The sequence below is a fragment of the Flavobacterium enshiense DK69 genome (assembly GCF_000498495.1).
Lineage (GTDB): Bacteria > Bacteroidota > Bacteroidia > Flavobacteriales > Flavobacteriaceae > Flavobacterium > Flavobacterium enshiense.
Map to the genome: position 1 here is coordinate 434522 of NZ_AVCS01000009.1, position 23148 is coordinate 457669.

A 23148-nucleotide genomic window follows, 5' to 3' on the forward strand; every position below is an offset into this window, starting at 1 on the left:
GAAAAATGAAAAGAATTAAATTTATATTACCGTTAATAGCTGGTTTTATGCTATTTTCTTGTAGTGATTATTTGGATATAAATAAATCTCCAAATAATGCTGACGGAAACTCAGTTACACCTGATTTATCCTTAGCTGCTGCGCAGTCTGATTCTTATAGAAACTTGACAAGACGTATGAATGAGTATGGTAACGTATTCATGAATAACTGGGGTGCAAACGTAAACTCTTTCACTGGAGGATATGCTGAAGAATTTGGAATCTTTGTGAGTAACAATTTCTATGATGATATCTGGGATGGTGTATACAGAGGAACTGGTTTGTACACTAAGATTATTAATCACCCTGCTCAAGGATATGATAACCACAAAGCAATTGCAAAAATTTGTAAAGCTTTCTATTTCCAATATTTAGTTGACCTTTATGGTGATGTGCCATATTTTGAGGCTCATCAAGGTGTGAATAATGCGACTCCTAAATATGATGATGATCAAGCAATTTACAGGGATTTAGTAAAACAGATAGACGACGCAATCCAAACGATTCAAAATCCGGTTGCTGGAACTAGAGCTGTAGGTACTGAAGATTGTATCTTACGTGGTGATATGGATGGTTGGGTTAGATTTGCCAACACATTGAAATTAAGAATTTTATTGAGACAGTCTGAGTTGACTGATCAAGATACTCTTGATTACTTAGCTTTAGAATTTCAGAAATTGGAAGGTGCTCTTTTCGTAGAAGCTGACGTTTTGATTAATCCTGGATATTCAAGCGGAAGTGATTCAAGACAAAATCCTTGGATGAATTTAATGGTTGAATTAAAGAAAAATTCAAGTAATCAATTTGTATACAGAAATGCTTTCAATTTCAGAAGAGCTTCTGCACATATTGCTGGTCAGTTAAATGCTACTCAGGACGGAAGAAGATCTAGAATCTTTGCTCCTGTTACGGGAAGTGATATCACTGGTGTTATACAGGGAGATCAATCAGCTCTAAACCAAGGAGGTACAGCGCCTCTTGCGATTTCTTCGTTAGGTCCAGGCTTAGTGAAGGATAACTCTCAAGACGGGTACATGATGTTACGTGCTGAAAGTTTGTTGTTGCAGGCTGAAGCTGTACACAAAGGGTTTTTAACAGGTAATGCTCAGACTTTGTTTAATCAGGCTATTACCGCTTCTTTTACGACTTTTGGAGCAACTGGTTCTGGTGCTTATATTACAAATGTTAATACTATTGTTGGTAAAGGATACGGTGCTCCGGGAGCTACATTGGATGAGCAATTGGAGGCTATTTTCTATCAAAAAGACGTTGCTTTAAATGGTATCAATGGTGCTGAAATCTTTATCGAGTATACAAGAGCTCGTAAAAACGGAAATCCATTGATTGACGAAAATATTCCAATGCCGTTAAATTCAACTACACCAACAGACAAAAAACCACGTCGTTTAATGTATCCTATTTCTGAATACGCTAGTAATAGTGCTAACGTACCTGTTCAGACTATTTCGGATGCATACAACACGGCTCCGTTCTGGTTTAAATAATATTTAAATAAAACTTAGTAATTATGAAAAAGTTAATGTCTTTAATTGTCCTGGCAACACTTGGATTTGCTTGTACTGATGATGATATCAGATCAGAGCATGTTCTTAATCAAGGACCTAAAATTGTTGGTTTTGCTAAATCAACTCAAAATATTGCTTATTTTGAAGACCTTGGTGTTCAAGAGAACAACGTTCAGGTTGCACTTATAGGACGTGGCGATGGTACATACCCTACATCTCCTTTGGAAGTGACATATGAGGTAGATTTAGTGAAATCAACAGCTCTTGAAGGAGTGGAATTCGAATTTGCTGATGATAGTCGTAAAGTTACGATTCCTGCTGGAGGTTCTTTTGTTAACCTTCCTCTTTTGGTAAACACTGGCGCATTAAACCCAACTCAAAAAACAGAATTGTATTTGAATTTGACTTCAACAACTAATGCGGTGCTTGGTGCTCAATATTCTACAATAAAAGTTGTTTTTGTTGGTTGTGATACGGCCTTGGAAGGTCCTTATGCTTATGGGTCAGTTCCGGTTACAATAACTAAGCTTACTCCGAATACTTACCATTCAAATTATTTCCCACCGTTTACTACAAGATATTTCTTTGATTTCTCGGACGTTTGTGGTGATTTAGAAATTATTGATTGGCAATTCCAAGCAAGTAATGCTATTACCGGTCCTGACGGAGGTCCAGGTACAGGATTTGTTGAAGACAACGGAAACCTTACTTTTGAAAATATTAATGTTGCTGGTGTAGCTGGCTATGTTAATAGAACTTGGACTTTAGTCAGACAATAGTTTTAATTTTTTAAATTATTTATATGAAAAAGACACTTAAATATAACTTTTTGTTTGCAGCTGCTGCAATAGGCTTGTTGGCATCATGTGATCAGGAAGATGATTCTACTCTTGTTCAAGGGTATAAGCCGACAATAAATATCGATAATACTCAATTTTCAGTTGCTGAAGGAGAAGATGTTACTATCAACCTTTCGACAAACGATCCATTTTATAAGACAATGGAAATGAAAATTGAATTGGTTGGAGGTAACGCTACTTTCAGAGACTATACAGTTGACGGTGATGGTGATCCTGCAACAAGCGAAGAAACTGGTGTTGATGATGGTATGGGAGCTATTGGGCACAAATTGTCCTTCCCTGCTTATGCATCGGACTATTCGTTTACAATCCAGCCAATAATTGATATGCTTCCTGAGGGAACTGAAACAATGAAATTGAGACTGTATTCAGCTGCTAATTCAAATGGTATTATCGATCAGGTAATCACCATTAATGTTGCAAACTACGCAAGCAATGATGTTGCTGTAGAATTGGATTGGACTCATACTACTGCTGACGCTCATGGTACTCTTGTAGGAGGAACTTACATCGGAACTGATGGTAAGGAACATGATTTTGCTGATTGGGATTTCGATTTCTATGTGTTTGATACTGATAACCCTACAGCTACTTCACCAGAATATACTGGTGGTGCCTCTGCAACAGGTGATGCTCCTGAAAAAGCTCTGTTATTAGAGACGGACTTGGTAGATGGTGATTACTATGTTTTTGTTGACTTTTTTGCAAGAGGAACAGCTCCAGCAAAAAAATTCCAATTTGATATTAATCTGAATGTTGCTAAAGTAGGTGTGTGGAATTACTCACTGCCATTAAAATACTTTAGTGATAGCCCACTTACAGGTGCTCCTGTAGCTAAGATTACAAAAACCGGAACTACTTACACTTTAGTTGATTATACTACAAATGAAGTGTTGATTACTGGAAAAATGTCAGATCTTACTTCGACAATCAGAACTTTCAAAAAAATGAAGAGAAATTAATTCATTCTCTGAAATTCTTAAAAGCCCCACTTCGGTGGGGCTTTTTTTATTTGAATAATTTATACAAATCTGATTACCTTTGTCGTCTAATCAAAATTTATGAAACAAGGGTTATTCTGTTTGTTATTTTTATTTTCGATTTCCTTTTCTGCTTTTGCACAGGATGATGATTTGAAGTTAGAAAAAAAAGGTGCTAATGACATTGCGGAAAAAAAAGCAACCGTTGATTTATACAAAATCATTTCTATAGAAAAAGATACGACTATAGTAGATACGTCGCTTACTATAAAAAGAGAATATAAATTCAATTATTTGCGTAAAGATATTTTCGGACTATTGCCTTTTCTTAATGAAGGACAAACGTACAATACGTTAGATTTCGGGTTGACCCATTTTAATCCATTTCCTGAATTTGGATTCCTGGCCAAACATTTTAATTATCTTGAAGTTCGTGATATCAATTATTATAATCTCCCAACTCCATATTCGGATTTGTATTATAAATCGGTTATGGAACAAGGTCAAAACCTAGATGCCTTTGTTTCTGCCAATGTAGCTGAAAATCTGAATTTCGCAGTTGGCTATAAAGGGCTTCGTTCATTGGGAAAATATCAAAACCAACTTGCAAGTACAGGTAACTTAAAATTGATTTCAAGTTACAATACAAAGGACAAACGTTATTTTCTTAAAGCCCACATGACCGCGCAGGACATGCTGAATCACGAAAATGGCGGAATAAAAGTACTTTCCCAATTTGAAAGCGGTGATGATTTGTATCAGGAACGATCACGAATTGATGTGAATTTCTATGATGCACAATCGATTTTAAATGGTAAACGTTTTTTCGTGGATCACTCGTTTAAGCTAAATAAGAGTCCGAGCAGTGTAGTGTTAAATCACCAGTTTAACTATGAGTATAAATATTTCGAGTTTTCCATGACAGCTCACGAGCGTTTTGGTGAGAGTTATACGTCTTTCATAAATAATAAGACGCGCTACAATCGTATGTATAATAAGTTTGGTGCTGCCTACTCGCATAAAACTTTCGGTGACTTTAATTTCTTTGTTGAAAATTATCAATACAATTATTATTACTATAGAACTGTCGTGCAAGATTCTGGAGCTTTTGTTCCGAATGCAATTAATGATAAAATCAACACTTGGGGTGGTCAGTATGTCTATATTAAAGGCAAATGGAAAGGAACATTCTTAGTTTCCAACTCGATTACCGATCAATCTCTTGCGAATCTTGATGCCAACATTCGGTACACGCTGAATGAAAATAATGTTTTCTCATTCAGGTATCAAAACATGAATAAGTTACCGAACCTGAATTATGTTCTTTATCAAAGCGATTACAAAGAATACAATTGGTTCAATAGTTTTAAAAACGAAAAAATCAATAATATTGAGGTAGAAGCAAAAACAAAATGGTTCGAAGCTTCAATGCAATATTCTGTTTTAAATGATCATTTGTATTTTGTCAACGAAAACCCAACCTATAACGAAGAGGGAATCGCCAACCAACTTATTGTAAAACCTTATCAATACGACAAAACAATCAACTATTTATCCATTAAGGCCGGCAATGAAATCAAGGTGGGTAAATTTGGTTTAGACAATACATTCCTGTTTCAACAGGTACAGCAATCGGATAATATTTTAAATGTGCCTCAGTTTACAACCCGCAATACTTTGTATTTCAATGATTATTTCTTTAAAAAAGCATTGTATTTACAAACGGGTTTCACGTTCAGCTATTTTACGAAATATAAGGCCAACGATTACAATCCGTTGTTAGGTGAGTTTTACATCCAAAACCAAAAAGATGTTGGCGGTTATCCTGTGTTTGATTATTTTCTTAATGCTAAAATCAGAACCTTTAGGCTTTTCTTTAAGGCAGAACATATTAATTCTAGTATGACGGGGTATAATTTTTACACCGCACCAAATTATCCTTACCGTGATTTCATGATCCGCTTTGGTGTTGTTTGGAATTTCTTCAGTTAATTTTTGAAGCGAATAGTTCGGGCTTATTTGGAAACCATTTTCCCGCTGTCCGTTCTATCCATCTCGTAGAAAAAACGAGATGGGATGCCACTCCCATCGGGGCTATTGGGTAAGCCTTTTTTCCTTTTGGAAACCTGGTTTAAATCAATATCTTTATGGCGCTCAAAATCCAAGGCAGTAAATTATAAATAGAAATGAAATACGCAAATAATATATTGGAAACCATTGGGAATACACCCATGGTAAAATTGAACAAAATAACTTCTGAAATAGATGCTCTTGTATTGGCTAAAGTAGAGTATTTTAATCCCGGTCATTCGTGTAAAGACCGAATGGCACTTAAAATGGTCGAGGATGCAGAGGCAGATGGCCGTTTAAAGCCAGGGGGAACCATCATTGAAGGTACTTCCGGAAACACAGGTATGGGATTGGCTTTAGCAGCAATTGTGAAAGGCTATAAACTGATATGTGTTATCACGGACAAGCAGTCCAAAGAGAAAATGGATATCTTGCGTGCTGTAGGCGCTAAAGTAGTAATCTGTCCTACTGATGTGGAGCCAAATGATCCGCGTTCCTATTATTCGGTGTCCAAACGCTTAGCTGAAGAAACTCCGAATTCTTGGTACGTTAACCAATATGATAACTTATCAAATACTCAGGCTAACTACGAGCAAACCGGACCGGAAATATGGGAGCAGACTGATGGTAAAGTTACACACTTTATAGTAGGTGTAGGAACTGGTGGCACAATCTCAGGGGTGGCTAAATTTTTAAAAGAGAAAAACCCGAATATTAAAATTTGGGGAGTGGATACCTATGGTTCTGTTTTTAAAAAATACAAGGAAACCGGAATCTTTGATGAGAATGAAGTATACTCGTATGTAACTGAAGGAATCGGTGAGGATATCTTACCACAAAACGTAAACTTCGATTTGATTGACGGTTTTACAAAAGTTACCGATAAAGATGCGGCCGTTTACACCCGTAAATTAGCTTTAGAAGAAGGTTTGTTTGTTGGGATGTCTTCCGGGTCAGCTATCAAAGGTTTGCTACAGTTAAAAGATGAATTCGGGCCGGACGATGTGGTTGTCGTATTGTTCCATGATTCAGGATCGCGTTACGTTGGTAAAATTTTCAACGATGACTGGATGCGTGACAGAGGTTACCTTGAAGATGAGATTACCAAAGCAGAAGATTTGATCAAAGAACATATTGACAAACCTCTTGTGGTTGTCCGTACAGAGGAGTTGGTTTCTCATGCAATTGACCGCATGCGCAAACACAAGATTTCGCAAATCCCGGTTATCGACGTAAACGGGTTTGTAGGTTCAGTAGATGAAACGGATTTGTTCCAAAGTTATGTGGCGGATAAAAATGTAGCCGATAAACCAATCCGCGAAGTTATGGGGGCTGCTTTCCCGATTGTGAAATTAGGAACACCGGTTGAAGAAGTTTCTAAGTTAATCAATAAAGATAATCAGGCAGTGTTGGTTGATTTAGGAAACGGAAAACACCATATCATTACCAAACACGATATTATCAATTCGATAAAATAATTAAAAATAAAAAAGCCACTGTTATTCAGTGGCTTTTTTATTTTTAATTTCCAATCAATACTCCGGAAACATTCCAGGCGCTAAACCCAGTTCCTTCAGGAGCGCCTTGAGGTATTTTTACGCGTATAGTATGTTTTCCGGCTTTCAAATCACCTAACTCAATCAGGTTGGGATTGGTTACCATGCCCGGGCACCAATTGGAACGGCTGTAGTCGGAAGAGGATAATCCGTTAGGGAAGTTCCCCGATGCAGGATTAAACAAACGATAAGACCCGCAATCCTGTCTCCACGGAACAAAACTGAAAGTTTCTTTCTCATCCAAAAGAATGGTATTTTTCTTTTGCACAAATTCATCGCCGTTTTCCCAGCCTCCATGTCCAGTAGTGATGTAACGAAGTTTAGCATTCTTAACGTCTTTGTCAAGTGTAAACGCAACTAAAAGTCCGTTGTCATTGTTGAACATTGTTGCGTATTCCTGTCCCGCCATTTCCATGATATTGGTAGTGTTGAAAAGGGGGAGGGTAAAAGTGTTTTTTACAGGTTGATTTTCTTCATTGTGAATGGTAATGTGCATGGAAACTTTATGTCCGCCTTTATCATAGTTTCCGATAAAAGTGCCTACCCAAAGTTCTTTATTGCTGAGCTGAGAATACAACTCTGAGATGTCCTGACGGTAAGGGACTATTTCATGCCACTTTTTATCTTTTAATTCTATATGGTTATACTGTTTGATGCCAAAAGGTGTAAAGAAACGCATCAGTTCAAGTAGCGAGGTATAATCGTCTGTACTTACAACTCCCTGATATTTTTTTCCGTTCCCGTTTTCGTAAATCGGAAGGGTTTTAGCGCCATTTTTTAAACCATCCATGAAAGATACTTTCTCATCCATCGGAATCACAAAAACAGAACCGGTGCGGTCGTAAGCATCTCCGTTGGATTGTTCCGAAACATCCACAAAAATCTGGCTGCCGCTTTTTATCTCAGGGAATTTTATTTTTCTCAGGATGATGGTCCCGTTTGCAAATCGTAAAATACTGTCGTTCGATTTTGAAGCATCCGAAAAGTTGATGACTTCGTTCTCAAAAACTGATATAGCTGTGAAACGGCTTTTCCATAACAAATCGCGATACGTTAATGGATCAACGTTTTTACCGGTAGTAGGGATGAGACTGGAAGTGTTTAGTTTTTTTACTGTTTCTATTTTGGAGGCCGCTACAGTATAATTTCCGTTACGTACCATCTCTAAAACCAATCCAAGGTCTTGTCCTAAAACGGTTGGGGCACCTTTTACTTTTAATTCATCGGTGTACCAAAGTTCTATAGTGTTCGAGTTGATAACGGTTTTTGCTTTTTTGCATTTGTGACCCAAAATTGTTTTGGTGTCTGGTGTTATTTCAAACGATTGTTTGGCTATGGCAACGCTGTCTGTAGTTGATGTTGTCTTTGTCGCAGATAGATTAGCCACCTGAACAAAATTGTTCTTAGGTCGGTTAACAATAGTCTGTTCAAAAGGGAAATCTGCTTTTTTGGTGTTTATTTTTTCGGAAGTTATTACTGTTTGGACGTCATTAGCAAATACCAATATAGGATCCTGATTTTCGATCAGTTTTCCGTTGGAACTTTTTAAATAAGTTATTTTTATTCCGTTAGCCTGTTTGGGCTTGTTTTGTCCGAAGGCTGACAGGAATCCGCAGAAAATCAAAATTGTAAGATTTTTTTTCATTTTTTTATAGAGTTGGTTCACAAAGATAATTTTTTTTCCTACATTCGTTTTTCATTTTATACGCCATGCAGGAAGATTTTTTACACCACATCTGGCAATACAGAAAGTTTGCCTATGAACACTTATATACTTTTAGAGGAGATGAACTCCGTATTCTTCATCCGGGCCATAATCTGAAAAAAGCCGGCCCTGATTTTTTCAATGCTCAGATTTTTATCGGAAATCAAAAATGGGCAGGCAATATTGAAATCCACCTCAAATCTTCCGATTGGTATATCCATCATCATGAAAACGATCCGGCTTATGATGCCGTAATCCTGCACGTTGTCTGGGAACACGATACCGATGTTTTTCGCGCAGATAACACCGAGATTCCGGTTTTGGAATTGCAGCACTATGTGGAGAAGGAAATTCTTGAGAGTTATTATTCTCTTTCCTCAACTAAATCATGGATTTATTGTGAAAAAGATTTAGCTTCTATCGATAGATTCGTCCTAAAAAAATGGCAGGAACGGTTGTTTTTTGATAGGCTCGAACGAAAAGCGCTTCTCATGCATGAACAATTGTTCAATAACAAAAATGATTGGGAAGCAACCTTGTTCTGTTTTCTGGCAAAGAATTTTGGTCTGAATTCCAACGGCGATTCCTTCTTTGCTATTGCTGCTAGCATTCCGTTTTCGATTATGCGTAAGGAAAAAGACGAAGTTAAAAATCTGGAAGCCTTGTTTTTCGGGAGAGCTGGAATGCTGGAAGAAGAAAAACAGGATGTTTATTATAATGATCTGAAGAACCGTTGGTGTTATTTGTCTGATAAGTACCAATTGGATAAAGTTTTTATAGCTCCAGTTCAGTTTTTTAAACTTCGTCCTGATAATTTCCCAACAATCCGTTTGGCTCAACTGGCGCAATTATACCATCAACAGGAGAATTTGTTTTCCAAAATGATGGCTTCAGAATCCGTTTCGGTTTTCTATGGCATTTTTGATGTGAAGGTTTCTGATTATTGGCAGGCCCATTATCAGTTTGATAAAGAAAGTCCGAAGAAACGAAAGGGATTAACTTCTTCCTTTGTGGACTTGTTGATCATTAATACCATCATTCCACTCCGGTTTGCTTTTGAAAAGCATTTGGGGGAAGAAGATGCTGATGATTTGATCGGTTTTTTGGAAGAAATAGAAGCTGAAAAAAATGTCATCATCGATAAGTTTTCAAATTTTGGAATCCGTTCCGAAAACGCTTTTGATTCTCAAACACTGCTACAGTTGAAAAATGAGTATTGCAATGTAAAAAAATGTTTGCAGTGCGAAATAGGTATTGAATTGTTAAAGAAATAATTACATTTGTATTATGGGATTGATAACCAATATACGTCACTTTTTCGAGAAACACGGTTTCGAAGTGTCTTCCCGTTTGGCGGATCGCCTTGGTATGAGAACCACGAGCGTTCGTCTTTTTTTTATTTACATTTCTTTTTTTACTGTCGGACTTTGGTTTGGAGTGTATCTGACACTTGCTTTTTTATTCAAACTGAAAGACATGGTTTATACCAAGCGCAGTTCTGTTTTTGATTTGTAAATCCCTCTATCATGAAAATTACATCTGATTTTAAATACACCCGCGAACAGCGGAGTGGGATCGTTGTGCTTATTTTATTGATGATAATTGTTCAGTTGGCCTATTGCTTTTATTTCTCGGAAATCACTTTTTCAGGTCAATCGGAAAGTAAAGAAGCAAAAGAATGGCTGGCTTTACAGTCGGAAATAGATAGCCTGAAAATTGAAAAGAGCACCGTTAAGTACAAGGTCTATCCGTTTAATCCCAATTTTATTTCTGATTTCAAGGGGTATACGCTGGGGATGTCTGTTGCCGAGATTGATCGTTTGCATAAATTTCGAGAAGGGAATCGATTTGTGAATTCCGCCGCCGAATTTCAAAAAGTTACCATGGTTTCCGATAAACTGCTGGCCAGCATGACTCCTTATTTTAAGTTTCCGGATTGGGTGAAAAATAAAGCTAATCACGATTTCGATTCTCGTTATTCGAAGAAAACAATCGATAAAAAGGCTAAGATAATTGTGGAGGATATTAATATGGCTTCCCAAGAAGATTTGATGAAGGTTTATGGAATCGGTACGGCGCTTTCAGAACGAATTTTAAAAGAACGTGAAAAACTGGGGGCTTTTGTGTCGATGAAACAATTGGATGATGTTTGGGGGCTTTCACCGGAAGTCATTGTAAACATCAATGAGTATTTTTCTGTTTTGTCTTCCCCGAATGTCAAGAAGATTGATGTCAATGAGGCTTCTGTAAAAGAGTTGTCCCAATTTCCGTTTTTTAAATATCATCTTGCTAAGGAAATTGTGACTTACAGAAGCATGCAGGGTACTATAAAAGGGAAAGACGATTTAAGAAAAATTAAAGATTTTCCTATTGATAAAGTTGATATAATTGCCTTATATTTGGCCTTTTAAAACAAATAAACAAACTATTGTAAGATAGTTAAATAATTCCAACTGTATGAATTCATTATACTTTACCGAAGAGCATCAATTATTTAGAGAGAGTTTGCGAGATTTTTTGCAAAAAGAAGTCGTTCCTCATATTGAAAAATGGGAAAAAACTGGGACGATAGAACGATTTATATGGAAAAAATTTGGTGAAATGGGCTTCTTCGGCTTGCGTTATCCTGAGGCTTATGGCGGATTGAATTTGGATTTATTTTACACGGTTATCTTTTTAGAGGAACTGCAAAAAATCAAATCCGGAGGTTTTGCTGCAGCTATGTGGGCGCATACTTATTTAGCGATGACTCATTTAAATGCCGAAGGAGATGAGCGGATTAAACAAGATTATTTAGCGCCAAGTATATCTGGTGATAAAATTGGGGCTTTATGTATTACAGAGCCTTTTGGAGGTAGTGATGTGGCGGGTATGCGTACAACGGCCGTGAAAAGCGGTGACAAGTATATCATTAACGGTTCTAAAACATTCATAACAAACGGAGTTTATGCTGATTATTATGTTGTAGCGGCCAAAACAAATTCAGAACTTGGAAATAAGGGGATAAGTATGTTTTTGGTGGATGCTAATCTGGAAGGAATATCTGCTACTAAACTTGATAAATTAGGCTGGAGAGCATCTGATACAGCCGAAATCGCATTTGATAATGTTGAGATTTCTGAAGAAAATTTAATGGGAGAGGAAGGAAAAGGATTCCCGTACATTATGCAACATTTTGCCTTGGAGCGATTAATTATGGCTATTAATGCACATGCAAGTGCTGAGTATGCAATTGAATACACTTTAGAGTACATGTCGGAGCGCGAAGCTTTTGGAAGAACAATCGATAAGTTCCAGGCATTAAGACATACAATTGTTGAGCATGCAACGGATGTAGAGCATTGTAAATTGTTTAATTATGCTACTGTAGCCCGATTGGATAAAGGGGAATACGTAGTGAAAGAAGCAACTATGGCTAAATTGAAGTCAACAAAAGTGGCTGATGAAACTATTTATAGTTGTTTACAGATGCTGGGAGGTTATGGCTATATGGAGGAGTATCCATTAGCGCGCTTATTAAGAGATAGTCGTTTAGGGCCAATCGGAGGTGGGACTTCGGAGATCTTAAAAGAAATTTTGTCTAAAATGATTATTGATAAGCAGGATTATAAACCGGCTGTAAAACATTAGTAGATTTAATTAAGAGAACAGAAAATAGAAATGAGAGCCAAGATGCAAAAGATTGTGTCTTGGCTTTTTTGTTTGATATTGACTTAAAACAATGATAAAGCAAGGAGATCTATCTATGTTCTTTTCTCTTTGTTCTTTTTTCTTTTTTAATTCAAAATAAAGTTATAGTTTTGCAGCCTAAATGAGAGGAGGTGTCTAAACAATGTTAATTATCCCAATTAAAGACGGAGAAAATATCGATAGAGCATTAAAGCGCTATAAGAGAAAATTCGACAAAACAGGAACTGTTCGTCAGTTAAGAGCACGTCAGGCGTTTACTAAGCCATCTGTGACAAGAAGAGCTCAAATTCAAAAAGCACAATATATTCAAGGACTAAGAGATTCTTTAGAAGCATAGTCTTTTTTGAATAATAATATTACCGTTAGTATATGAAGTTTTTTAACTTTGTGACTAACGGTTTTTTTATGGTTTCTACTCAACAAGCATATTGCGATTATCTTCAGAAAGAGAAAAATTATTCTCATCACACACTTACGGCATATCTTAACGATGTTTCTGAGTTTGAAAAATTCCTCGGCGAACATGATTCAGATGTAACTTTGGAGTCGGTTGATTATTCTCAGGTACGCAGTTGGATTGTTTCTCTGGTGGAAAACGGTATTTCCAATACTTCGGTTAACCGTAAAATATCATCGCTAAAATCGTTTTATAAATTTCTTTTAAAGACGAAGCAGATTGAGGAAAATCCGATTCAGAAGCATAAGTCCTTAAAAACACCCAAGAAGGTGCAGATTCCTTTTTCGGAAAAAGAACTTGAGCTGGTGTTTGAGGAAAATGACTATCCGGATGATTTTGAGGGGATTCGCAATCGGTTAATTATTGAGCTTTTTTATGCTACCGGGATGCGTCGGGCTGAATTGATTGCGCTTGACATGGGAAATTACAGCGCTTACGGCAAAACAATTAAGGTGTTAGGGAAGCGGAATAAGGAGCGGGTTCTTCCGCTTCTTGAGTGTACCGTTGCGTTATTAAATCGTTATATTATTGAGAGAAATCGACTAACTACAATCGCAGATCGCAATTTGTTAATATTGAATAAAAACGGTCATAAAATAAGTGAATCGTTTGTTTATCGATTAATAAATGATTACTTTAGTACTGTCTCTGAAAAAACAAAGAAGAGTCCCCACGTTCTTAGGCACACATTTGCAACCCATTTGCTTAACAATGGTGCCGATTTAAATTCAGTAAAAGAATTGTTAGGTCACGCAAGTTTATCTTCCACTCAAATCTACACGCACAGCAGTTTGTCTGAATTGAAGCGAGTTTATCAAGATGCTCACCCGCGAAACCGAAAATAATTCAAAGTGTAACCAAATAAAAATTTTTATTATGAAGGTAAATGTTCATGCTGTTAATTTTAACATTGACAGAAAATTGGTAGATTTTGTTCAGGAACGATTAGATAAGTTGGAAAAGTATTATGACAGGGTGGTGTCTTCCGACGTTTTCTTGAAGTTGGATAACACGAGTGATAAAGAAAATAAAATAGTTGAAGTGAAGATTATGGTGCCGGGGGATGATTTTATAGTTAAAAAACAAAGTAAGTCTTTTGAGGAGGCGGTCGATTTATCGGTGGATTCTTTGGAGCGTCTTTTGTTGAAGAGAAAAGAAAAAATCAGAGCACATGCTTAAAAAAAATAAAAAAAAAGAGAAAAATTATTTTGATTAAAAAATAAAATCTCTACATTTGCAGTCCGTTAGAAATAGCGGGCTTTTTTTATTGTAGTTGCCGGTGTAGCTCAGCTGGCTAGAGCAGCTGATTTGTAATCAGCAGGTCGTGGGTTCGAGTCCCTCCATCGGCTCTGGTTTTTAAGTAACGAAAAATAAAAGAAGTTGGGGAGATACTCAAGCGGCCAACGAGGGCAGACTGTAAATCTGCTGACTAAGTCTTCGCAGGTTCGAATCCTGCTCTCCCCACAAGCTTTTGATAAGAAGTTGTCTGAAATTTTGCTTACGGGTAATTTTTTCAAAAGTTTGAGTAAGGTAGCGCCTTACGGGATCACCGACCTGGCGGGAGGTAATCCAAATCCTTGCCGGTGTAGCTCAGGGGTAGAGTGCTTCCTTGGTAAGGAAGAGGTCACGGGTTCAAATCCCGTCATTGGCTCAATTTGAATATTTGAACACTAATTATATAACTAAGATTAAATTATTAAATCATGGCAAAAGAAACCTTTGATCGTTCGAAGCCCCATTTAAATATCGGAACTATCGGACACGTAGATCACGGAAAAACTACTTTAACTGCTGCTATTACTAAAGTATTAGCTGATGCTGGTTTATCAGAAGCTAAATCATTCGATCAGATTGATAACGCTCCTGAAGAAAAAGAAAGAGGTATTACTATCAACACTTCTCACGTAGAGTATTCTACAGCTAATCGTCACTACGCTCACGTTGACTGTCCTGGTCACGCGGATTACGTTAAGAACATGGTTACTGGTGCTGCTCAGATGGACGGTGCTATCCTTGTAGTTGCTGCTACGGATGGTCCAATGCCACAAACTCGTGAGCACATCCTTTTAGGTCGTCAGGTTGGTGTGCCTAGAATGGTAGTATTCATGAACAAAGTGGATATGGTTGATGATGCTGAGTTGTTAGAGCTTGTTGAGATGGAGATCAGAGACTTATTGTCTTTCTATCAATATGATGGTGATAACGGACCAGTTGTTCAAGGTTCTGCATTAGGAGCTTTAAATGGTGAGCCTCAATGGGTTGCTACTGTTATGGCGTTAATGGATGCTGTTGATAGCTGGATTGAATTGCCAATGCGTGATGTTGAGAAGCCATTCTTGATGCCAGTTGAGGATGTATTTACAATTACAGGTCGTGGAACTGTTGCTACAGGTCGTATCGAAACTGGAGTTGCTAATACTGGAGATGCTGTTGAAATCATCGGTATGGGAGCTGAGAAATTGACTTCTACAATCACTGGAGTTGAGATGTTCCGTAAGATCCTTGATAGAGGTGAAGCTGGAGATAACGTAGGTTTATTATTACGTGGTATCGATAAAGCTGATATCAAAAGAGGGATGGTTATCATTAAGCCAGGATCTGTTAAGCCACACGCTCACTTCAAAGCTGAGGTTTATATCTTGAAAAAAGAAGAAGGTGGACGTCACACTCCATTCCACAACAACTACCGTCCACAGTTCTACGTACGTACAACTGACGTTACAGGTACTATCTCTTTACCTGCAGGTGTTGAAATGGTTATGCCAGGTGATAACTTAACAATCGATGTTCAATTGTTGAGCCCAATCGCTTTATCAGTAGGTTTACGTTTCGCTATCCGTGAAGGTGGTAGAACAGTAGGTGCTGGTCAGGTAACTGAAATTTTAGACTAATTCATAGTCAATTATAATAAAAACCAGCGGTTCGCTGCTGGTTTTTTAAACAAACGGGCGTAGTTCAAGGGTAGAATAGCGGTCTCCAAAACCGTTGATGGGGGTTCGAATCCCTCCGCCCGTGCAAAAGGAATATACAATGACAAAAGTTGTTAATTACATATCGGAAGCATTTGAAGAGTTAAAGTCAAATGTTGCTTGGCCGGAATGGGCTGAAGTGCAAAAGTTAACTATAATAGTAGCTTTATTTTCTATTTTATTTGCGTTAGCAACTTGGGGAGTTGATTCCGTTTTTGCTAAAGCATTAGGGTTTTTCTTCAATTGGTTGTTAAAAGCTTAATTTTTTTGATATGATTGATAACAATGTCAAAAAATGGTATGTAGTTAGAGCGGTTAGCGGCCAGGAGAACAAGGTTAAAAACTATATTGAAACGGAAATTAACCGTTTGGGTATGGGTGATTATATTTCTCAAGTATTGGTTCCTACTGAAAAAGTAGTACAGGTACGTGATGGGAAAAAGATCAGTAAAGACCGTGTTTATTTTCCTGGGTATGTTATGATTGAAGCTAACTTAACCGGAGAAATTCCACACATCATTAAATCGATTACAGGTGTAATTGGTTTTTTAGGTGAAACAAAAGGAGGAGAAGCTGTACCGTTAAGACAGGCAGAAGTAAACAGAATGCTAGGTAAAGTGGATGAGTTATCTGTAAAGGTAGATCAGGGTGCTATACCATATTCGGTTGGAGAAACTGTGAAAGTAATTGATGGACCTTTCAATGGTTTTAATGGAACTGTTGAGAAAGTAAATGAAGAAAAGCGTAAACTTGAGGTAATGGTGAAGATCTTCGGAAGAAAGACTCCATTGGAATTGAGTTTTATGCAGGTTGAAAAAGTATAATATCGTTACATATATAAATCCACATCAATCGCTTCCAATTGATAGATGTGCTAAATTTTTTTAAAAATGGCTAAAGAAATTAGTAAAGTAGTTAAACTACAAGTTAAGGGAGGTGCCGCGAATCCTTCGCCACCGGTTGGACCTGCTTTGGGGGCTGCTGGGGTTAATATCATGGAGTTCTGTAAGCAGTTCAATGCTAGAACGCAAGATAAACCTGGCAAAGTTTTACCAGTACAAATTACTGTGTATAAAGACAAGTCTTTTGACTTTGTTGTTAAAACGCCACCGGCTGCAATTCAATTATTAGAAGCAGCTAAATTAAAGTCCGGTTCAGGGCAACCTAACCGTAAAAAAGTAGCAAACGTTACTTGGGATCAAATTAGAGCTATTGCTGAAGACAAAATGGCTGACTTAAATGCTTTCGAAATCGAGAAAGCAATGAGTATGGTTGCCGGAACAGCTAGATCTATGGGTATAACAGTATCGGGAACAGCTCCTTTTTAATCCTATAAAGAATTAAGACATGGCAAAATTGACAAAAAAGCAAAAAGAGGCTGCAGCAAAAATTGAGAAGAATAAATTATACTCTTTGAAAGATGCATCTGCATTAATTAAAGAAGTTGCTTCTGCAAAATTTGATGAGTCTGTTGATATCGCAGTTAAATTAGGAGTAGATCCTAGAAAAGCGAATCAAATGGTAAGAGGCGTTGTTACTTTACCTCACGGTACTGGAAAAGATGTTAGAGTATTAGCATTGGTTACTCCGGATAAAGAAGCTGAGGCTAAAGCAGCGGGTGCTGACCACGTAGGTTTGGATGACTATTTACAAAAAATAAAAGACGGTTGGACAGATATTGATGTAATCATCACAATGCCGGCTGTTATGGGTAAATTAGGTCCTTTAGGACGTGTTTTAGGTCCAAGAGGTTTGATGCCAAACCCTAAAACAGGTACTGTAACTATGGATGTGGCGAAAGCTGTTGAAGAAGTTAAAGCTGGTAAAATCGACTTTAAAGTTGATAAAACTGGAATCGTTCACGCTGGAATCGGAAGAATTTCTTTTGATGCTCAAAAAATCACAGAGAACGCTCACGAAATTATTCAAACATTAATCAAATTGAAACCAACTGCAGCAAAAGGTACTTATATTAAGAGTATCCACATCTCATCTACGATGAGTCCTGCAATTGCTTTAGATCCTAAAGCAGTTTAATTGGTAGTTAAAAATTTTTAGTATGACTAGAGAAGAAAAATCAATCGCGATTGAAGATTTAACTGCACAGTTGGCTGGTAGAAATGTTGTTTATTTAGCGGACATTTCTGGACTTAATGCAGATACTACTTCAAACTTAAGAAGAGCTTGTTTTAAAGCTGGTATCAAATTAGAGGTTGTTAAGAATACATTACTTGAAAAAGCAATGGAAGCTTCTGAAACTAACTTCGGTGAATTGACTACAGTTTTAAAAGGAAACACTTCTATATTAATTGCAGATACAGCTAACGCTCCTGCAAAAATCATCAAAGAATTCCGTAAGAAATCTGATAAGCCTTTATTAAAAGGTGCTTACATCAACGACGAGATCTACATTGGAGATAACTTACTTGATTCATTAGCATCTCTTAAATCGAAAGAAGAGGTTATTGGAGAAATCATCGGATTATTACAATCACCAGCTCAAAGAGTTATTTCTGCTCTTAAGAACCAATTCAAAGACGAAGAGGGAGCTGAATAAGTTTAGCACTAATTAATTATTATATTTTACAAATCATTTTAAAAGATAGAAAAAATGGCAGATTTGAAACAATTCGCAGAACAATTAGTTAACTTAACAGTTAAAGAAGTTAACGAGTTAGCAACAATATTAAAAGACGAGTATGGAATCGAGCCGGCTGCTGCTGCTGTAGTAGTTGCTGCAGGTGGAGGCGATGCTGGTGCTGCTGAAGAGCAAACTGAATTCACTGTAGTATTGAAAGATGCTGGTGCTTCTAAATTAGGAGTTGTTAAAGCTGTTAAAGAATTAACAGGTTTAGGACTTAAAGAAGCTAAAGATTTAGTAGATGCTGCTCCAACTAACGTTAAAGAAGGTATTTCTAAAGACGAAGCTGAAGGTCTTAAGAAAGCTTTAGAAGAAGCAGGTGCTGTAGTTGAGCTTAAATAAGCTGACTTAAGTTATAAAAACTAGGTTTAGGCCTTTGAGAGTTTTTCTCAAGGCCTAAACCATTTTGCGTATAATAATTATTTATTAAAAATTTACTTTAAAGATAGTTTGAAATACGTAATATTTTTAATCAATACGAAGAAAGAAAATGAAATTATAACTTTCTGTTCATTTTCGGAGATGTATTGATTATTAAGAAGAAAGTAAAATTATACTGTGTTTTTGCACAAAACTTTTTTTTTAATCAAAATTTTGTCCATTGATGTTAACAAATCAGACTGAAAGATTAAATTTCGCCTCGACGAAAAACATCCCAGACTATCCGGATTTCTTGGATATTCAGGTAAAATCTTTTAAAGATTTTTTCCAATTGGAAACCAAATCTGATGAAAGAGGCAACGAAGGTCTTTACAATACCTTCATGGAAAACTTCCCAATTACTGATACAAGAAATCAGTTCGTATTGGAATTCCTAGACTACTTTGTTGATCCACCCCGTTATACAATTGAAGAGTGTATAGACAGAGGTTTAACGTATAGTGTGCCATTAAAAGCACGTTTGAAACTGTACTGTACAGACCCTGAGCATGAAGATTTTGAAACAATTGTACAGGATGTATATTTAGGTACTATCCCGTATATGACACCAAGTGGTACTTTTGTTATCAATGGTGCAGAGCGTGTTGTTGTATCTCAGTTACACCGTTCACCGGGAGTTTTCTTCGGACAATCTTTCCACGCTAACGGAACAAAATTATACTCTGCCAGAGTTATTCCTTTTAAAGGATCTTGGATTGAATTCGCTACCGATATCAACAGCGTAATGTATGCGTATATCGATAGAAAGAAAAAATTACCTGTTACGACTTTATTCCGTGCTATAGGATTCGAGCGTGATAAGGACATTCTTGAAATCTTCGACCTTGCTGAAGAAATCAAAGTTTCAAAATCAGGTCTTAAAAAATATATTGGTCGTAGACTAGCTGCTCGTGTATTGAACACTTGGCACGAAGATTTCGTGGATGAGGATACAGGAGAGGTTGTATCTATCGAGCGTAACGAAATTATCTTGGATCGTGACACTTTGTTAGATAAAGATAATGTAGAAGAAATTGTTGACGCAAACGTAAAATCGATCTTGTTGCACAAGGAAGATAACAACCAAGCGGATTATGCAATTATCCACAACACCTTACAAAAAGACCCTACAAACTCAGAAAAAGAAGCTGTAGAGCACATTTACCGTCAGTTGCGTAACGCAGAACCGCCTGATGAAGAAACTGCTCGTGGTATCATTGATAAATTGTTCTTCTCTGATCAACGTTATAACTTAGGTGAAGTTGGTCGTTACAGAATGAACAAAAAATTAGGTTTGGATATCCCAATGGAAAAACAGGTTTTGACCAAAGAGGATATTATCACTATCGTGAAATATTTGATTGAGCTTATCAACTCTAAAGCGGAGATTGATGATATTGATCACTTATCAAACCGTCGTGTTAGAACAGTTGGTGAACAATTGTCTGCACAATTTGGAGTTGGTCTTGCACGTATGGCAAGAACTATCCGTGAAAGAATGAACGTTCGTGATAACGAGGTGTTCACGCCAATCGATTTGATCAATGCGAAAACATTATCATCGGTTATCAATTCTTTCTTCGGAACCAACCAGTTATCTCAGTTCATGGACCAAACGAATCCATTGGCAGAGATTACACACAAGAGAAGATTGTCTGCCCTAGGACCTGGAGGTCTTTCGCGAGAGAGAGCCGGATTCGAGGTGCGAGACGTTCACTATACTCACTACGGACGTTTATGTCCGATTGAAACACCAGAGGGACCAAACATTGGTTTGATTTCGTCGTTGGGTGTTTACGCGAAAGTAAACGGAATGGGCTTTATCGAAACACCTTACCGTAAGGTAACTAATGGTACTGTAGATTTAGTTTCAACTCCTGTTTATTTAAGTGCAGAAGAAGAAGAAGGTAAGATGATTGCTCAGGCAAACATCGAAATGGACCAAACTGGTAGAATTACGGCTGAGAACGTTATTGCTCGTGAAGAGGGTGACTTCCCGGTTGTTGATCCGACTGCTGTTCATTATACTGACGTAGCACCAAACCAGATCGCTTCGATTTCGGCTTCGTTGATTCCGTTCTTAGAGCATGATGATGCGAACCGTGCGTTGATGGGATCGAACATGATGCGCCAGGCCGTACCATTGTTACGTCCTGAATCGCCAATTGTTGGAACTGGTCTTGAGCGTCAGGTAGCTACTGATTCCCGTGTACTTATCAATGCAGAAGGAGAAGGAGTTGTTGAGTATGTAGATGCAAACATGATCACTATCAAATACGATAGAACTGATGCAGAGCGTGCTGTAAGCTTCGATCCGGATGAGAAAACTTATCAGTTGATCAAGTTCAGAAAAACCAATCAGAGTACATCTATCAACTTGAAGCCTATCGTTAGGAAAGGTGATCGAGTTGCGAAAGGACAAGTACTTTGTGAAGGTTACGCAACGCAAAACGGAGAGCTTGCTTTAGGTAGAAACCTACAGGTAGCGTTCATGCCTTGGAAAGGGTACAACTTCGAGGATGCGATTGTAATTTCTGAAAAAGTAGTTCGTGATGATATCTTTACTTCGATTCACGTAGACGATTACTCATTAGAGGTTCGTGATACAAAATTGGGTAACGAAGAGTTAACGAATGATATTCCGAACGTTTCTGAAGAGGCTACTAAAGACTTGGATGAAAACGGTATGATCAGAATCGGAGCAGAGGTTAAACCTGGCGACATTCTAATCGGAAAAATTACACCAAAAGGAGAATCAGATCCAACTCCGGAAGAGAAGTTATTAAGAGCTATCTTCGGAGATAAAGCAGGTGATGTGAAAGATGCTTCATTAAAAGCTTCTCCATCATTACACGGTGTGGTTTTAGATAAAAAATTATTTGCGAGAGCGGTAAAAGATAAACGTAAACGTTCTAAAGATAAAGATGATTTAGCGGTTCTTGAAACTCAGTTTGAAGTTAAATTCAACGAGTTGAAAGATAAGTTGGTTGAGAAATTATTCGAAATCGTTAACGGTAAAACGTCTCAAGGTGTAATGAATGATTTGGGTGAGGAAGTATTGCCAAAAGGTAAGAAATACACGCAAAAAATGCTTTACGCTGTAGAGGATTTCGCTCACTTAACTAAAGGTCAGTGGACTACAGATGACGAGTCAAATGCAATGGTAAATGACTTGATCCACAACTATAAAATCAAGCTGAACGATTTGCAAGGAGCATTGAGAAGAGAGAAATTCACGATCACTGTTGGAGATGAATTGCCATCAGGTATCTTGAAATTAGCTAAAGTATACATCGCTAAGAAACGTAAACTGAAAGTTGGAGATAAGATGGCAGGTCGTCACGGTAACAAAGGTATCGTTGCGAAAATCGTTCGTCAGGAAGATATGCCATTCTTAGAAGACGGAACACCGGTAGATATCGTATTGAATCCACTAGGGGTACCTTCTCGTATGAACATCGGACAGATTTATGAAACTGTATTAGGATGGGCAGGTAAGAAATTAGGAAGAAAGTACGCTACGCCAATTTTCGACGGAGCTTCTCTTGACCAAATCAATGCCTTAACTGACGAAGCAGGTGTTCCAAGATTCGGTCATACGTATTTGTATGACGGAGGAACTGGAGAGCGTTTCCACCAGCCGGCAACCGTAGGTGTGATCTATATGTTGAAATTAGGACACATGGTTGACGATAAGATGCACGCACGTTCTATCGGTCCATACTCATTGATCACGCAGCAGCCTCTTGGAGGTAAAGCGCAGTTCGGAGGTCAGCGTTTTGGAGAGATGGAGGTTTGGGCTCTTGAGGCGTATGGTGCGTCAAGTACTTTAAGAGAGATCTTGACAGTTAAATCGGATGACGTTATCGGTAGAGCTAAAACTTACGAGTCAATTGTTAAGGGTGAAACTATGCCGGAGCCAGGACTACCTGAATCATTCAATGTATTGATGCATGAATTAAAAGGTCTTGGATTAGACATCAGATTAGAAGAATAAGAAAGAATGCAGTATTCAGTTCCAAAATATCGGAACTGAATACTTATTTATAATAAGTTTTTAAGGATTTATACCCGTAACCCGTTCCGATTTTTTATAAGAATGCCGTGCATTTTATAACTAGCACTTCAAATTTGAGTTTGAAGTTTAGAGAAGTAATTCGAGGTAGTGACATAATGAATTGACTCTTTTTAAGAGTAAATTATAAGTCTAAAATCAATTTTTAATTGCAAATAAA

At 37.5% G+C, this 23148-nt stretch carries 21 protein-coding genes and 4 tRNA genes; 24 read left to right on the forward strand and 1 reads right to left on the reverse strand.

The features are described 5' to 3' along the window. Positions 1-5: 5 nt before the first annotated feature. The 5 genes from FEDK69T_RS07825 to FEDK69T_RS07845 all read left to right on the forward strand — a co-directional run bounded on the left by FEDK69T_RS07825 (position 6) and on the right by FEDK69T_RS07845 (position 6953). Positions 6-1544, forward strand: a complete 1539-nt coding sequence (locus FEDK69T_RS07825) for a SusD/RagB family nutrient-binding outer membrane lipoprotein (protein ID WP_023573613.1) — start codon at positions 6-8, stop codon at positions 1542-1544. A 23-nt stretch (positions 1545-1567) separates the two neighbouring features. Beyond that, complete coding sequence (locus FEDK69T_RS07830) at positions 1568-2344, forward strand: hypothetical protein (protein ID WP_035629995.1); 777 nt, start codon at positions 1568-1570, stop codon at positions 2342-2344. Between the two features lie 23 nt (positions 2345-2367). Beyond that, a complete protein-coding gene (locus tag FEDK69T_RS07835) occupies positions 2368-3387 on the forward strand; it encodes a hypothetical protein (protein WP_023573615.1) in 1020 nt (339 codons plus the stop codon). Positions 3388-3486: 99 nt separating this feature from the next. After that, on the forward strand, positions 3487-5397 hold the full coding sequence (locus tag FEDK69T_RS07840; RefSeq protein WP_023573616.1) for a putative porin: 1911 nt from the start codon (positions 3487-3489) through the stop codon (positions 5395-5397). 194 nt (positions 5398-5591) lie between these two features. Further along, on the forward strand, positions 5592-6953 hold the full coding sequence (locus tag FEDK69T_RS07845; protein WP_023573618.1) for a pyridoxal-phosphate dependent enzyme: 1362 nt from the start codon (positions 5592-5594) through the stop codon (positions 6951-6953). Between the two features lie 43 nt (positions 6954-6996). On the opposite strand, the gene FEDK69T_RS07850 is transcribed toward FEDK69T_RS07845, so the two are convergent. Further along, positions 6997-8676 (reverse strand): GLPGLI family protein, encoded by a 1680-nt coding sequence (locus FEDK69T_RS07850; RefSeq protein ID WP_035629992.1) that lies wholly within the window; start codon positions 8674-8676, stop codon positions 6997-6999. Positions 8677-8741: 65 nt separating this feature from the next. On the opposite strand from FEDK69T_RS07850, the gene FEDK69T_RS07855 reads away from it, so the two are divergent. The 19 genes from FEDK69T_RS07855 to rpoB all read left to right on the forward strand — a co-directional run bounded on the left by FEDK69T_RS07855 (position 8742) and on the right by rpoB (position 22910). After that, positions 8742-10010, forward strand: a complete 1269-nt coding sequence (locus FEDK69T_RS07855) for a DUF2851 family protein (protein WP_023573620.1) — start codon at positions 8742-8744, stop codon at positions 10008-10010. 13 nt (positions 10011-10023) lie between these two features. Next, positions 10024-10251: a hypothetical protein gene (locus FEDK69T_RS07860; RefSeq protein ID WP_023573621.1), complete on the forward strand. Its 228-nt coding sequence runs from the start codon at positions 10024-10026 to the stop codon at positions 10249-10251. An 11-nt stretch (positions 10252-10262) separates the two neighbouring features. After that, positions 10263-11147 carry a helix-hairpin-helix domain-containing protein gene (locus FEDK69T_RS07865; protein WP_023573622.1) on the forward strand — a complete coding sequence of 295 codons (885 nt, stop codon included), beginning with the start codon at positions 10263-10265 and terminating at the stop codon, positions 11145-11147. Positions 11148-11193: 46 nt separating this feature from the next. Continuing rightward, positions 11194-12366, forward strand: a complete 1173-nt coding sequence (locus tag FEDK69T_RS07870; RefSeq protein WP_023573623.1) for an acyl-CoA dehydrogenase family protein — start codon at positions 11194-11196, stop codon at positions 12364-12366. Positions 12367-12568: 202 nt separating this feature from the next. After that, positions 12569-12763, forward strand: a complete 195-nt coding sequence (gene rpsU, locus FEDK69T_RS07875; RefSeq protein WP_023573624.1) for a 30S ribosomal protein S21 — start codon at positions 12569-12571, stop codon at positions 12761-12763. Between the two features lie 68 nt (positions 12764-12831). Then, positions 12832-13728: a tyrosine-type recombinase/integrase gene (locus FEDK69T_RS07880; protein WP_035630126.1), complete on the forward strand. Its 897-nt coding sequence runs from the start codon at positions 12832-12834 to the stop codon at positions 13726-13728. 31 nt (positions 13729-13759) lie between these two features. Next, positions 13760-14062, forward strand: coding sequence for a ribosome hibernation-promoting factor, HPF/YfiA family (gene hpf / locus FEDK69T_RS07885; protein WP_023573626.1), 303 nt, complete (start codon positions 13760-13762; stop codon positions 14060-14062). A 96-nt stretch (positions 14063-14158) separates the two neighbouring features. Then, positions 14159-14232: transfer RNA gene (locus FEDK69T_RS07890), tRNA-Thr, on the forward strand. A 33-nt stretch (positions 14233-14265) separates the two neighbouring features. Beyond that, positions 14266-14347, forward strand: a tRNA-Tyr gene (locus FEDK69T_RS07895). Positions 14348-14462: 115 nt separating this feature from the next. After that, positions 14463-14534 (forward strand) — tRNA-Thr (locus FEDK69T_RS07900). A gap of 52 nt (positions 14535-14586) precedes the next feature. After that, positions 14587-15774, forward strand: a complete 1188-nt coding sequence (tuf, locus tag FEDK69T_RS07905) for an elongation factor Tu (protein ID WP_023573627.1) — start codon at positions 14587-14589, stop codon at positions 15772-15774. Between the two features lie 53 nt (positions 15775-15827). Beyond that, a tRNA-Trp gene (locus FEDK69T_RS07910) sits at positions 15828-15898 on the forward strand. Between the two features lie 15 nt (positions 15899-15913). Further along, a complete protein-coding gene (secE, locus tag FEDK69T_RS07915) occupies positions 15914-16114 on the forward strand; it encodes a preprotein translocase subunit SecE (protein ID WP_023573628.1) in 201 nt (66 codons plus the stop codon). Between the two features lie 10 nt (positions 16115-16124). Next, entirely contained in the window at positions 16125-16676 is a 552-nt protein-coding gene (gene nusG, locus FEDK69T_RS07920; RefSeq protein WP_023573629.1) for a transcription termination/antitermination protein NusG, read from the forward strand. Positions 16677-16742: 66 nt separating this feature from the next. Beyond that, positions 16743-17180: a 50S ribosomal protein L11 gene (gene rplK, locus FEDK69T_RS07925; protein WP_023570837.1), complete on the forward strand. Its 438-nt coding sequence runs from the start codon at positions 16743-16745 to the stop codon at positions 17178-17180. A 19-nt stretch (positions 17181-17199) separates the two neighbouring features. Further along, positions 17200-17889 (forward strand): 50S ribosomal protein L1, encoded by a 690-nt coding sequence (gene rplA, locus FEDK69T_RS07930; RefSeq protein ID WP_023570838.1) that lies wholly within the window; start codon positions 17200-17202, stop codon positions 17887-17889. Positions 17890-17911: 22 nt separating this feature from the next. Beyond that, positions 17912-18409, forward strand: a complete 498-nt coding sequence (rplJ, locus tag FEDK69T_RS07935) for a 50S ribosomal protein L10 (protein ID WP_023573631.1) — start codon at positions 17912-17914, stop codon at positions 18407-18409. A gap of 54 nt (positions 18410-18463) precedes the next feature. After that, the gene (gene rplL / locus FEDK69T_RS07940) at positions 18464-18835 is read left to right on the forward strand and encodes a 50S ribosomal protein L7/L12 (protein ID WP_023573632.1); all 372 of its coding nucleotides are present in this window, start codon (positions 18464-18466) and stop codon (positions 18833-18835) included. Positions 18836-19097: 262 nt separating this feature from the next. Further along, entirely contained in the window at positions 19098-22910 is a 3813-nt protein-coding gene (gene rpoB, locus FEDK69T_RS07945) for a DNA-directed RNA polymerase subunit beta (RefSeq protein ID WP_023573633.1), read from the forward strand. The last annotated feature ends 238 nt before the right edge of the window (positions 22911-23148 follow it).